Genomic DNA, 13,506 nt, shown 5'->3' on the forward strand with positions numbered 1-13,506 from the left:
TTTCATCAGGAGATAGCTATGTTTGATTTACTCCTGCGCCGTGCGCGCCTCGTCGACGATACCCTGACTGATATCGCCATCCAGGACGGGAAAATCGCGGCGCTGGGCGAGATTAGCGCGCCCTCCCGCAAAACCATCGATCTGTACGGCAACAGCTACGTTAGCGCCGGCTGGATTGACTCCCACGTTCACTGCTACCCGAATTCGCCGATTTATCACGATGAGCCGGATAGCGTGGGTATCGCCACCGGCGTCACCACCGTGATTGATGCCGGCAGCACCGGTGCCGACGACGTTGACGATTTCTATCAGCTGACCCGCAAAGCGGCGACGGAAGTTTATGCGCTGCTCAATATCTCCCGCGTCGGGCTGATTGCGCAGAACGAACTGGCCAATATGGCCAATATCGACGCCGAGGCGGTGAAGCAGGCGGTGCAGCGTCATCCTGATTTTATCGTCGGCCTGAAAGCGCGGATGAGTAGCAGCGTGGTGGGCGAAAACGGCATTACGCCGCTGGCGCGCGCCAAGACCATTCAGCAGCAAAACGGCGATCTTCCGCTGATGGTGCACATCGGCAATAACCCGCCGAACCTCGATGAAATCGCCGACCTGCTGAGCAGCGGCGACATCATTACCCACTGCTATAACGGCAAGCCGAACCGCATTCTGAATCCCGCCGGCGAACTGCGTAGCTCGATTACTCGCGCTCTGCAGCGCGGGGTGCACCTCGACGTTGGGCACGGCACCGCCAGCTTCAGCTTTGAAGTGGCGCGGCGGGCGATTGCGCTGGGCATTCTGCCGCACACCATCAGCTCCGACATTTACTGCCGCAACCGGATCGACGGCCCGGTGCGTTCGCTGGCGCTGGTGATGTCGAAATTCCTCGCCATCGGCATGACCCTGCCGCAGGTGATTGCCTGCGTGACCGTCAGCGCCGCCGAGGGGCTGCGCCTGTCGCGTAAAGGGCGGCTGGAAGTGGGCTTCGACGCCGATTTAACGCTATTTCGCCTGGAGCACCGGCCCACGCTGCTGGTGGATGCCGAAAAAGAGAGCCTCCAGGCTGACAACATTCTGGTGCCGCTGGCCGCGATCCGCGCGGGCAAAGGCTATCTGACCGAACAAGGGAGCGCGGAACATGCCTTCGATTTTTGAGAAATACCATTTAAAACAGGTGATTAATACTTCGGGCCGGATGACGGCGCTGGGCGTTTCCACGCCGCGCCCGGAAGTGGTGGAAGCCGCGATGGCCGGTATGAACCAGTACTTTGAAATGAAAGACCTGGTGAATAAAACCGGCGAGTACATTGCCAGGCTGCTGGACGTGGAAGGGGCGACCGTTGTCTCCTGCGCGTCGGCGGGGATTGCCCAGTCGGTGGCGGCGGTGCTGGTGAAAGACAGCGACTGGCTGTTGGAGAACCTGCACGTCACGCCGATAGAGAATAACGAAATCGTCATGCCGAAGGGCCACAACGTCAACTTCGGCGCGCCGGTCGGCACCATGGTGGCGCTGGGCGGCGGTAAGCTGGTGGAAGCGGGCTACGCCAACGAATGTTCTGCCCAACAGCTGGCGGCGGCAATCACCCCGCGCACCGCGGCGATCCTGTACATCAAATCCCACCACTGCGTACAGAAAAGCATGCTCAACGTAGCGCAGGCTGCGGAAGTGGCGCGCCAGCATGGCTTGCCGCTGATCGTCGATGCGGCGGCGGAAGAAGATCTGCAATGCTACTACCGCATGGGCGCCGACCTGGTGATCTACAGCGGCGCGAAAGCGATTGAAGGGCCGACCAGCGGGCTGGTGATCGGCAAAACCCAGTACGTCGAGTGGGTTAAGCGCCAGTCGATGGGGATTGGCCGGGCGATGAAAGTGGGTAAAGAGGGCATTCTCGGCCTGACCTGCGCCATTGAACACTACCTGACGGCGAGCAAAGAGAGCGGCGAGCAGATGGTGGCGAAGATGACGCCGTTTATCGAACAGCTCAACACGCTTAACGGCGTGACCGCCCGGGTGGTGTGGGATAGCGCGGGTCGCGATATCGCCCGCGCCGAAATCAAATTCAACGAAGCGGTGACCGGCGTGAAGACCGGCGATCTGGTTAACGCGCTGAAGCAGGGCGAATACGCCATCTACTTCCGCGGCTACAAAGCTAACGAAGGCATTATCGAAGCCGATGTCCGCAGCGTGAACGCGGAGCAGCTGGCGGTGGTCGCCCGCCGCATCGCGGAAGTGCTAAACAAGGAGAAACAAGCATGAAACTGACCCCAAACTTTTACCGTGATCGCGTGTGTCTGAACGTCCTGGCGGGCAGCAAAGACAACGCCCGCGAAATCTACGACGCGGCGGAAGGCCACGTCCTGGTCGGCGTGCTCTCCAAAAACTATCCGGATGTCGCCAGCGCGGTGGCCGATATGCGTGAATACGCGAAGCTGATCGATAACGCGCTCTCAGTCGGGCTGGGCGCAGGCGATCCAAACCAGTCGGCGATGGTGAGTGAGATTTCTCGCCAGGTGCAGCCGCAGCACGTCAACCAGGTGTTCACCGGCGTGGCCACCAGCCGCGCGCTGCTCGGGCAGAACGAGACCGTGGTGAATGGCCTGGTCTCGCCCACCGGTACGCCGGGAATGGTGAAGATCTCAACTGGCCCGCTGAGCAGCGGCGCGGCGGATGGCATTGTGCCGCTGGAAACCGCCATCGCGCTGCTGAAAGACATGGGCGGCAGCTCCATCAAATACTTCCCGATGGGCGGCCTGAAGCACCGCGCCGAATTCGAAGCTGTCGCCAAAGCCTGCGCCGAGCACGATTTCTGGCTGGAGCCGACCGGCGGTATCGATCTGGACAACTACAGCGAGATCCTGAAAATCGCCCTCGATGCCGGGGTGAGCAAAATCATCCCGCATATTTACAGCTCGATTATCGATAAAGCCAGCGGCAACACCCGCCCGGCCGATGTGCGCCAGCTGCTGGAGATGACCAAACAGTTAGTGAAGTAGTGCCATTGCCCCTCACCCTCAAAGGGTGAGGGGCAACTTATCCCACCGAACCATCAAGGAGTTGCTATGCCTGTCGCTCGTCATCTGCTTGTCGCTTCACTGTCCCTGTTTGCCGCCGCCGCGGGCGCCGCGCAAACCCACTATGCCTGGGTAGGTACCTATAATCCCAATGGCGAAGGTCTGTACCGCTTTACCGTCGATGCCAACACCGGTGCGCTGCATGACAGGGCGCTGGTGAGCGCGTTGCCAAACGTCGCGCAGCTGACCGTGTCGCGCGATGGCAAAACGCTGTATGCCGCCAGTGAAGTCGAAAAAGGCGTCGTGCAGGCGTGGCGCATTGAGAAGAATGGTGAGTTGACCGCACTCAGCCAGGTTGCCTCCGGCGGCGCCGGGCCGGTGTATCTCTCCCTGACACCGGATGGTAAACATCTGCTGGTGGCCAACTACGTCAGCGGGAGTATCGCGGTGCTACCGGTGAAAGAAGATGGTAGCCTGGGCGAGGCAGTGGACAAGCATCAGGATGAAGGCCCGGCAGGCGCCGAACGCCCGGCGGCGGCCGTCGAGGGCAGCTTCGCCATCAGCGATCACAATGGCCCGCACGCCCATATGATCGCCGCCGATCCCAGCGGGAAATTTGTTTACTCCACCGATCTGGGGCTGGATCGGATCTATCAGTACCGGCTGGATAGCGCCAGCGGCAAGCTGACGCCGAACGATCCGCCGTTCATCGCCGCTTCGTCGCCGGGCGCCGGCCCACGCCACTTCGTCTTTACGCCAAAGGGCGACGGCCTGTGGCTGATCAACGAAGAAGCGTCGACGCTGACTTTCTACCATCTGGATAAGCAAAGCGGCCTGCTGCGCGAAGGCAAAACCGTCTCCGCGCTGCCGAAAGAGTATAAGGGTACCAGCTTTGCCGCCGGCCTGGCGCTGAGCAACGACGGCAAGCAGCTGTACGTCGCCAACCGCCTGCACAACAGCATCGCCCACTTTAGCGTGCTGGCGGATGGCCGCCTGAGCCACCAAGAGGATATCTGGACGCGTGGGGATTACCCCCGTACGCTGACCCTGGATAATCAGGGGCAGTGGCTGTACGTCATGAACCAGCGTAGCGATAATATTACCCGTTTTAGCGTGGCGCCGAAGGATGGCAAATTAACCTTTGCCTCCGACTACACGCCGGTCGGTAGCCCATCGCAGATGGTGATATCCGCCCAACCCTGAGCCGTAACCACAAGGAACTGACATGCGATTTCCCAACCAACGCTTAGCGCAACTCTTCACCCTGCTGCGGAATGAAACGCTGCCGCAGGATGAACTGGCGCAACGCCTGTCGGTTTCCACCCGTACCGTGCGCGCCGATATTACCGCCCTGAATGCGCTGCTGGCGCAGTATGGCGCGCAGTTTATCCTCAACCGCGGCAGCGGTTATCAACTGAAAATTGATAACCCGGCGAGCTTTCAGGCGCTGGAGGCGACCGCGCCTAAGACGCAGCACGCGCCGCGAACCGCCCAGGATCGCATCACGTTTCTGCTGGTACGCTTCCTGACGTCGGCGTTCTCTATCAAACTGGAAGACCTGGCGGATGAGTGGTTCATCAGCCGCGCGACGCTGCAAAATGATATGGTCGAGGTGCGCGAGCGCTTTCAGCGCTATCAGCTCACCCTTGAAACCCGCCCGCGCCACGGCATGAAGCTGTTCGGCAGCGAAGTGTCGATTCGCGCCTGCCTGACCGATCTGCTGTGGGAGCTGGCCCAACAGGGCGGTATCAATCCGCTGATCGGCGCCGAGGCGCTGGAGGCGGAAGTGCCTGCGCTGCTGGAGCCGATGCTGCAGGAGACGCTCACCCGGCACCATATTCGCCTCACTGATGTCGGTGAGCGCTTTATCTGCCTGTACGGCGCAGTGGTGGTGCGCCGCGTCAGCGAAGGCTATCCGCTGGCCGATTTCAGCGCCGAAGATGTGGCGCAAAACGTCCGCGACGCCGCGCGCGATTTGGCGGGAGAGCTACAGCGGCTGGCCGGAAAGCCCTTCTCGCCCGCCGAAGAAGAGTGGCTGTGCGTGCATCTCGCCGCCCGTCAGGTGCAGGACGTCGACCCGGAAACCATCAGCGCCGACGACGACGAAGCGCTGGTGAATTACATTCTGCGCTACATCAACAGCCAGTATAACTACAACCTGCTGGACGACGCCCAGCTGCACGCCGATCTGCTGACCCACATTAAGACCATGATCACCCGCGTGCGCTATCAGATAATGATCCCCAATCCGCTGCTGGATAACATCAAACAGCACTACCCGATGGCCTGGGATATGACCCTCGCCGCGGTTTCCAGCTGGGGGAAGTACACGCCTTATACCATCAGCGAAAACGAAATTGGCTTCCTGGTGCTGCATATCGGCGTCGGGCTGGAGCGCCATTACAACATCGGCTACCAGCGTCAACCGCAGGTGTTGCTGGTGTGCGATACCAGCAATGCGATGGTGCGGATGATCGAAGCGATCCTGCAGCGCAAATATCCGCAGCTGGAGATCGCCGCTACGATTTCCCAGCGCGAATACGAACAGCGGGAAGCGATCGAGGCGGATTTTGTTATCTCCACGGTGCGCATCAGCGAAAAAGACAAACCGGTGGTGACCATCGCGCCGTTTCCCACCGACTATCAGCTGGATCAGATCGGCAAGCTGGTGCTGGTGGACCGTACCCGTCCATGGATGCTGAATAAGTACTTCGATGCCGCCCACTTCCGGGTGGTCGATAAGCCGATGGATCAGCAAACGCTGTTCGCTGAGCTGTGCCAGCAGCTGCAGCAGGAAGGCTTTGTTGACGCCGAGTTTCATGCTTCGGTGGTCGAGCGTGAGGCGATTGTCAGCACCATGCTCGGCGATGGCATTGCGCTGCCGCACTCCCTGGGACTGCTGGCCAAAAAGACGGTGGTCTATACCGTTATCGCCCCGCAGGGTATCGCCTGGGGCGACGAAACCGCCCATATCATTTTTCTGCTCGCCATCAGTAAGCGCGAGTATGAAGAGGCGATGGCCATCTACGATATCTTCGTCACCTTCCTGCGCGAGCGCGCCATGAGCCGCCTCGCCGCGACCCGCAGCTTCGATGAGTTTAAAACGGTGGCGATGGAGTGCGTCAGCCGGTTTTGAGAGGCTGACGGAGGGGATTAACGCAAATGATGTACCACCTGGTTGCTGCTACCGCGCCAGATCAGCGCCGGGTCTTTTAAATCCTGCACAAACTTACCGTCGACCAGCACGTTGATCAGGTTCACCACCTGCATCTGCGCCTCATTCAGCTCATCCAGTTTATAGCCGGTCCAGACCCAGATATCTTTGCCGGGGCATTCGGCGCGCACGCGCTGAACCAGTTTGAGGATCTCCGCGACGTTCTGCGGATGCAGCGGATCGCCGCCGGAGAGTGAAATCCCCTGGCGCTTGATACGCGTATCGTTGAGGTCGGCAATGATGCGGTCGGCCATCTCGGTGGTAAACGGCATACCGGAGTTCACCCGCCAGGTGCTTTTGTTGTAGCAGCCGGGGCACTCGTGGACGCAGCCGGAAACAAACAGGGTGCAACGGGTGCCGGGGCCGTTGACAATATCTACCGGGTAGTACTGATGGTAATTCATTTTTCGCTTCTCAATTAACGCCATAGCCGCGTTGGCTGCGCTCGCTCACCCCAGTCACGTACTGAATGTACGCTCCCGGGAATTCCCTCGTTTGCCGCCTTGCTCTGACGCTAATTGCTTTGCGAAAACGAAGGAATGCGGCCATTTCCCGGGTCGCGGCGTTCCGCCTTACCCGGGCTACCGGACGGTGCAAAACAGTAGCCCGGATAAGGCGCTGCGCGCCGCTATCCGGGAAAAGCGCATTGGTCTTTAACCGATCTGCCCATTGCCCAGGTGCTTAACGCGGCGCTTCACTTCTTCCTGCTTGCCGGCGTTGAACGGACGCGCGTCCGGGCTGCCGAGATAACCGCATACCCGACGAGTAACCGACACGCGGGCAGCGTCGTGGTTACCGCATTTCGGGCAGGTAAAGCCCTTGCTGGTGCACTCGAACTCGCCGGTGAAACCGCACTCGTAGCATTCATCGATCGGCGTATTGGTGCCGTAGTACGGCACGTGTTCATAGCTGTAATCCCACACGTCTTCCAGCGCCTTCAGGTTGTGCTGGATGTTCGGGTACTCGCCGTAGCAAATGAAGCCGCCGTTGGCCAGCGGCGGGTACGGCGCTTCGAAATCGATCTTGTCGTACGGGTTGACCTTCTTCTCGACGTCAAGGTGGAAGCTGTTGGTGTAGTAACCTTTATCGGTCACGCCCTCCACCACGCCAAACTCGGCGGTGTCGAGACGGCAGAAGCGGTCGCACAGGTTTTCGCTCGGCGTGCTGTACAGGCTAAAGCCGTAGCCGGTCTCTTCCTTCCACAAATCGACGGCGTCGCGCAGGCGCTGGACGATGGCTACACCTTTCTCACGCAGCGCCTTGCTGTCGTACATATGTTGATTGCCGTACAGCGCATTGATGGTCTCATGGATACCGATATAGCCCAGTGAGATGGACGCGCGGCCGTTTTTGAAGATCTCGGAGACATCATCGTCGGCTTTCAGCCGCACGCCGCAGGCCCCTTCCATATACAGGATCGGTGCCACGCGGGCCTTCACTCCTTCCAGACGGGCAATACGGGTCATCAGCGCTTTGCGCGCCAGCTGCAGGCGCTCGTCCAGCAGCGCCCAGAAGGCGGCTTCGTCGCCTTTCGCTTCCAGGGCGATACGCGGCAGGTTGAGGCTAATCACGCCGAGATTGTTGCGGCCGTCATGCACCTGCTCGCCGTTCTCGTTTTCCCACACCCCGAGGAAGCTGCGGCAGCCCATCGGCGTTTTAAATGACCCGGTGACTTTCACCACCTGATCGTAGTTGAGGATATCCGGGTACATGCGCTTGCTGGCGCATTCCAGTGCCAGCTGTTTGATGTCGTAGTTCGGGTCACCGAACTTGTGGTTAAGACCGTCGCGAATGGCGAAGACCAGTTTCGGGAACACCGCGGTTTTGCGATTTTTACCGAGGCCGGCAATGCGGTTACGCAGAATCGACTGCTGGATCAACCGCGATTCCCAACTGGTGCCGAGGCCGAAACCAAAGGTGACAAACGGCGTCTGACCGTTGGCGGTATGCAGCGTGTTGACCTCATATTCCAGCGACTGGAAGGCGTCGTAGCACTCTTTTTCGGTACGGGCGCGGGCATAGCCTTCGGCGTCCGGGATCTGCCACTCTTCGGCGATTTTACGATGCTTTTTGAAGCTTTCAGTGACGAACGGCGCCAGCACTTCATCGATACGGTTAATGGTGGTGCCGCCATAAATATGGCTGGCGACCTGGGCGATGATCTGCGCCGTCACCGCGGTGGCGGTAGAGATAGACTTCGGCGGCTCGATCTCCGCGTTGCCCATCTTAAAGCCCTGGGTCAGCATCCCTTTCAGATCGATCAGCATGCAGTTGAACATCGGGAAGAAGGGCGAATAATCGAGGTCGTGATAGTGGATCACGCCGCGCTCGTGGGCCATCACCACATCGTGGGGCAGCAGGTGTTGCCGCGCATAGTGCTTGGCGACGATACCGGCCAGCAGGTCGCGCTGGGTCGGGATGACTTTACTGTCCTTGTTGGCATTTTCATTGAGCAGCGCGGAGTTGGTCTGCTCGACGAGGCCGCGGATCTCCTGATTGAGGCGGCCGCGCTTCTCGCGCTGGCTATCGCGGTCATGGCGATACTCAATGTAGGCGCGCGCCAGCTGCTTATAGGGGCCGGACATCAGCTGGTTTTCTACCGCAGTCTGGATCTCGTTGATGTCGACCTGGGCGCGGCCCTGCATTTGTTGGCTAACGACTTCTGCGACGGTGGCGCAATAGTCTGCGTCATCGACTCCCGCTGCTTTAGCTGCACGTAGAATTGCTTCCTGAATGCGCTCTGACTTGAACGGCACTTTACAGCCATCACGTTTCATCACATGCGGTGTCATGATCACTCCATATATAGAACAGGTTATCCACAGAGGCGGAGGTTATTCCAAAGACGCGCCACACTACGGCTAGTGCCGTTTGCCTTCAGATCCGGCCCGTTTTATCCACATCTCATCACCGCCAGACATCGACAAGATATGGTGACATAATAGACGATTAATACAACATGTAGGGCCGGGACGCATTTTAAGTTCTATATGTAGTGATTTGCATCAAAGATGTTTGCGATTTTATTGACCCAGAACAAGGTAAAAAGGTGAGAGTACGGATGATGGGCGCTGGCACGAAATGTAAATTTAGGTGCTTAAAATACAAGCAAAAATGGGGCCCGCTCACGCATGGAGCGGGCAGAATTTTCAGGCAATCAACGTATCGTTAAGCAGATCGACCAGCAGCAGCAGGGCGTAGCGGGCCTGCAACGGGTTGGCGGGGAGAGGAAGGATGATGCTGGCCATATCGGCAAGCGCGTGTTGTTCCGGCGTCAGGGCAACAATGGTCACTCCTTGCGTACGCGCCTGCAGGGTTGCGCTCTGCAACACGGTGCTGGCCTCAGCCGTGGCCAGCACCAGCAGCAGGTGATCGTCATTGAGGGTGCTGGCGGTCATCCGCATCAGCGCCGTATCCTGGCAGAGGTTAATCGCGATGCCGGAGGGCAGCAGCTGATGCTGGAGCAGGGCGGCCAGTGTCACATCCTGCGTGCCAAGGGCGAAGCAGTGCACCGCGCGGGCGCTCAGCAGGCGCGATTTACACTTTTCCACCGCCGCTTCCGTGGTATGGCCGAGCTGGCGGGTTAGCGTATCGCCGAGGCTGCTCAGTTTATCGCGCCAGGCGACGGGCAGGGCGGCGCTATCCGGCGTTAGCCAGCTGGCGCGCCGTTCGCTGGCCTGGGCCAGCTGTTTACGTAAATCGCGAATATCATCGCAGCCTACCGAGCGGGCGAAGCGGGTGATGGTCGCCGGACTGACTCCGGCGCTGGCGGCCAGCTCGTCAATGGAGGCGCTGGCGGTAAAACTAAGATTTTCCAGAATAAAGGCGGCAACGCGCGACTCCTGAGCGCTAAAGCGGACTAATCCTTCCTGCAACTGACCTACGATATCCATCCTGATGTTCCCTTTGGCAGAACCCGGCAATGAAAATATTTTTCAATTATCGACTGCCTCTCTTTATAGCACCCGCGCTCGGCATTTCCTATGGTCGTGACTGTGAATGGTTATGCCGATGCGGAAAAGATGCGCAAAAATTGAGCCTCGATCACATCGGTGAAAATTATTTTCATATAGCCTTCACTATCACACAATATTAACAATATAGTCGCACTAGCCGTGAGGGCTGAAGCGATAAACACGCCAAGGGGAAGCGCAATGCCACGAATCGTACTCTGTTGTGCCGCAGGCATGTCGACCAGCATGCTGGTGAATAAAATGAAAGCGGAGGCCCAGCAACGCGCGCTGGCGCTGGAAATCTACGCGGTGGCAGTGGCGGAATTTGAACGCGAATTGCCGAACGCCGACGTTATCCTGCTTGGGCCGCAGGTCAAATACGAAGCCGGACGTCTGACCGCGCTGGCAGCGCCGCAGGGCAAAGCCGTTGCGGTGATCGATATGGCCGACTACGGCATGATGCGTGGCGCCGCGGTGCTGGATAAAGCGCTGGCGCTACTCGAACACTAATTTTCTCACCCTATTTTTTATCATCATCACGTGCGGTCCTGGCGATCGCGCGCGGCGCTCTGCATGCCGAAAAATGCCAATAGAGGTCACTATGCAAGCACTGAAAATCGCCGTTATCGGTGGCGGTAGCAGCTACACGCCGGAGCTTATTGAAGGGATTATCGTTCGTTATGAGCAGCTTCCAGTGACAGAACTGGCGCTGGTGGATGTCGAATCCGGCCGGGAAAAGGTTGAGATCATTGCCGCGCTGACCCGGCGGATGTTGAAACATAAAGGGCTGGAGCAGGTGGCGGTCAGCGTCCACTTTACGCTTGATGAGGCGATTCGCGGTGCCAGCTTTGTACTGACTCAGCTGCGTGTCGGACAGCTAGCGGCGCGCGCCGCCGATGAGCGGTTGGGGCTCAAATATCACCTGTTGGGCCAGGAGACTACCGGCGTTGGCGGATTCGCGAAGGCACTGCGGACGATCCCGGTGATCCTTGAGGTGGCGCGCAAAGTGGAACAGCTGTCGCCGGAAGCTTTCATCCTCAACTTTACTAACCCGGCGGGGATCGTCACTGAGGCAGTTAGTCGCTATAGCAAGGCGAAGATCATCGGCCTGTGCAACGTGCCGATCAACATGCAGCACATGATCGTCGGCATGTTGGGCGCGCAGGCGTCCGAAGTGAAACTGCGCTTTGCCGGGCTCAACCATATGGTCTGGGTGCATAAGGTGATGCAGGGGCGTGAGGATGTGACCGGCAAGGTAATCGACATGCTGTGCGACGGCAAGGCGCTGTCGATGAACAACATTAAAGAACTGCCGTGGCCAGCGGAATTCTTACGCGCGCTGAAGGCGATTCCGTGCCCTTATCATCGCTATTTCTGGCTGATGCCGGCGATGCTGGCGGAAGAGATCGCCGCAGCGAAAACCAAAGGCACCCGCGCCGAGCAGGTGATGAAGGTCGAGCAGGCGCTGTTTGAGTTATATGCCGACCCGCAGCTGGAAGAAAAACCAGAGCAACTGAGCTTCCGCGGCGGCGCTTACTACTCGGAAGTGGCCGTTGAGCTTATCAACGCGATACACAATAACCTGGGCACGGAGATGGTGGTAAACACCCGCAACAACGGCGCGATTCACGGCCTGGATGATGATGCGGTAGTGGAAACCAACAGCATTATTGATGCACAAGGGGCGCGGCCGCTGGCGTTCGGTCCGCTGCCGCCGGCGATGAACGGCCTGACCCAGCAGGTGAAAGCCTTTGAGCGGCTGACGATTGAAGCCGCGGTACATGGCTGCCGCGAAAGCGCGCTGCTGGCGCTGGTGACCAACCCGCTGGTCGGGAACGTCACCGATGCCCAGGCGCTGCTGGATGAAGTGTTAACAATAAACCGTCAATGGCTGACGCAATTTAACTGACCGCTATTTCCCTCGGGAGCACACCATGTCGAATACAAGCTGGATTGAACGTTACGTCATGCCGGCGGCGCTGAAAATCGCCGGGCAAAAGCACGTCCTGTCGGTACGCGATGGCATCATTCTGAATATGCCGTTTATGCTGATTGGCTCGTTTTTCCTGATTTTCGCCTACCTGCCGATCCCCGGCTATGCCGACATGATGAGCGGCCTGTTTGGCGACGTCTGGCGCGATAAAATGCTGTACCCGGTGAAAGCGACCTACGACATCATGGCGCTCATTTCCAGCTTCGGCATCGCCTACCGGCTGGCGGAGAAGTACCGTACCCTCGATCCGCTGAGCGCCGGGGCCATGTCGCTGGTGGCCTTCATGATGACGATTCCGCAGAATACGCTGTTTACCCCGGTACACGGTGCGGCGGAGGTGATTAAAGGGGTGATCCCGGTGAGTATGGTCGGCAGTCAGGGGCTGTTCGTCGCCATCGTCATTTCGCTGCTGTCGACGGAGATTTACCGTTTGGTCGCCAGCCGCAATCTCGTTATCCGCATGCCGGACGGTGTGCCGCCAGCGGTGGCGAAATCGTTCCTGGCGCTGATCCCCGGCTTCTGCGTGCTGGCGGTGGTGCTGGCGCTGCGCCTGGCGGTTGAGGCCTCGCCGTTCGGCGACATCAACAGCATGATCGCCACCCTGATCGGTATTCCGATGCATCACGTCGGCGGTACGCTGCCGGGGATGATTATTTCGGTGATTGTGATTGGTATTTTGTGGACGCTGGGCCTGCACGGCGACGCGATTGTGCTGGTGTTTATCCAGCCGGTGTGGCTGTCGAATATGTCAGAGAACCTGACGGCCTTTCAGAACGGCCAGCCGATCCCGCATATCATTACCCAGCAATTTTACGACCTGTGGATTGCCCCCGGTGGTACCGGCGCGCTGCTGGGGCTGGTGATTTTTATGCTGCTGCGTAGCCGAAGTCAGCAGATGAAACAGCTGGGGAAAATCGCCGCGCCGGGAGCGCTATTTAATATCAGCGAACCGATGGTATTCGGTATCCCTCTGGTGATGAACCCCTACTTTTTCCTGCCGTTTATTTTAACCCCGGTGCTGCTGGTGATCGTTTCCTATACCGCGATGGCCATCGGGCTGGTGGCGCCGCCTGCGGGGATTGCACTGCCGTTCACCACGCCAATTTTCATCAGCGGCTATCTGGCGACTGGTGGTCATATCTCCGGCACGGTGCTGCAGGTAGTGAATTTAGCCATTTCGCTGGTGGTCTATTATCCGTTTTTCCGCGCCTGGGATCGGCTGAAGGCAAAAGAAGAGCACGCTTCGACGCAGCCGCAAGCGAGCGTTATCCTTCCTGACGCTGACCGCGCGTAATCTCCAGCCCCACGAACCGGTAGCCCCGGTGAGCGTAGCGCCA

The 13,506-nt window shown here is 58.9% G+C and carries 11 protein-coding genes and 1 pseudogene; 8 read left to right on the forward strand and 4 right to left on the reverse strand.

The window, feature by feature from the left end; all coding sequences use genetic code 11:
* The first annotated feature begins 18 nt into the window (after positions 1-18).
* From CWM53_RS28840 to CWM53_RS28860, 5 genes are all read left to right on the forward strand, one after another.
* Complete coding sequence (locus CWM53_RS28840) at positions 19-1,152, forward strand: amidohydrolase/deacetylase family metallohydrolase (RefSeq protein ID WP_074387253.1); 1,134 nt, start codon at positions 19-21, stop codon at positions 1,150-1,152.
* Positions 1,136-2,254: a DgaE family pyridoxal phosphate-dependent ammonia lyase gene (locus CWM53_RS28845; protein WP_100631247.1), complete on the forward strand. Its 1,119-nt coding sequence runs from the start codon at positions 1,136-1,138 to the stop codon at positions 2,252-2,254. Before CWM53_RS28840 ends, CWM53_RS28845 begins: the two co-directional genes overlap by 17 nt.
* Positions 2,251-2,991 (forward strand): 2-dehydro-3-deoxy-phosphogluconate aldolase, encoded by a 741-nt coding sequence (dagF, locus tag CWM53_RS28850; protein ID WP_100730135.1) that lies wholly within the window; start codon positions 2,251-2,253, stop codon positions 2,989-2,991. Before CWM53_RS28845 ends, dagF begins: the two co-directional genes overlap by 4 nt.
* A gap of 66 nt (positions 2,992-3,057) precedes the next feature.
* Positions 3,058-4,212, forward strand: coding sequence for a lactonase family protein (locus CWM53_RS28855; protein WP_074387251.1), 1,155 nt, complete (start codon positions 3,058-3,060; stop codon positions 4,210-4,212).
* Between the two features lie 22 nt (positions 4,213-4,234).
* Positions 4,235-6,145, forward strand: a complete 1,911-nt coding sequence (locus CWM53_RS28860) for a BglG family transcription antiterminator (RefSeq protein WP_100730136.1) — start codon at positions 4,235-4,237, stop codon at positions 6,143-6,145.
* 17 nt (positions 6,146-6,162) lie between these two features.
* On the opposite strand, the gene nrdG is transcribed toward CWM53_RS28860, so the two are convergent.
* From nrdG to CWM53_RS28880, 4 genes and pseudogenes are all read right to left on the reverse strand, one after another.
* The gene (gene nrdG, locus CWM53_RS28865; protein ID WP_023319597.1) at positions 6,163-6,627 is read right to left on the reverse strand and encodes an anaerobic ribonucleoside-triphosphate reductase-activating protein; all 465 of its coding nucleotides are present in this window, start codon (positions 6,625-6,627) and stop codon (positions 6,163-6,165) included.
* 249 nt (positions 6,628-6,876) lie between these two features.
* On the reverse strand, positions 6,877-9,015 hold the full coding sequence (gene nrdD, locus CWM53_RS28870) for an anaerobic ribonucleoside-triphosphate reductase (RefSeq protein WP_100631250.1): 2,139 nt from the start codon (positions 9,013-9,015) through the stop codon (positions 6,877-6,879).
* A gap of 357 nt (positions 9,016-9,372) precedes the next feature.
* Positions 9,373-10,116 (reverse strand): MurR/RpiR family transcriptional regulator, encoded by a 744-nt coding sequence (locus CWM53_RS28875; RefSeq protein ID WP_074387247.1) that lies wholly within the window; start codon positions 10,114-10,116, stop codon positions 9,373-9,375.
* Positions 10,104-10,292, reverse strand: a pseudogene (locus CWM53_RS28880) (hypothetical protein). The gene CWM53_RS28875 and the pseudogene CWM53_RS28880 overlap by 13 nt, the downstream one beginning before the upstream one ends.
* An 85-nt stretch (positions 10,293-10,377) precedes the next feature.
* Here CWM53_RS28880 and CWM53_RS28885 point away from each other — a divergent pair.
* The 3 genes from CWM53_RS28885 to celB all read left to right on the forward strand — a co-directional run bounded on the left by CWM53_RS28885 (position 10,378) and on the right by celB (position 13,463).
* Positions 10,378-10,686 carry a PTS sugar transporter subunit IIB gene (locus CWM53_RS28885; RefSeq protein ID WP_012737232.1) on the forward strand — a complete coding sequence of 103 codons (309 nt, stop codon included), beginning with the start codon at positions 10,378-10,380 and terminating at the stop codon, positions 10,684-10,686.
* Between the two features lie 91 nt (positions 10,687-10,777).
* Entirely contained in the window at positions 10,778-12,085 is a 1,308-nt protein-coding gene (locus tag CWM53_RS28890) for a 6-phospho-beta-glucosidase (RefSeq protein WP_100730137.1), read from the forward strand.
* 25 nt (positions 12,086-12,110) lie between these two features.
* Entirely contained in the window at positions 12,111-13,463 is a 1,353-nt protein-coding gene (celB, locus tag CWM53_RS28895) for a PTS cellobiose transporter subunit IIC (protein ID WP_074387245.1), read from the forward strand.
* Positions 13,464-13,506 lie beyond the last annotated feature (43 nt).

The sequence above is a fragment of the Klebsiella sp. A-Nf5 genome (assembly GCF_002810545.1).
GTDB lineage: Bacteria > Pseudomonadota > Gammaproteobacteria > Enterobacterales > Enterobacteriaceae > Klebsiella > Klebsiella variicola.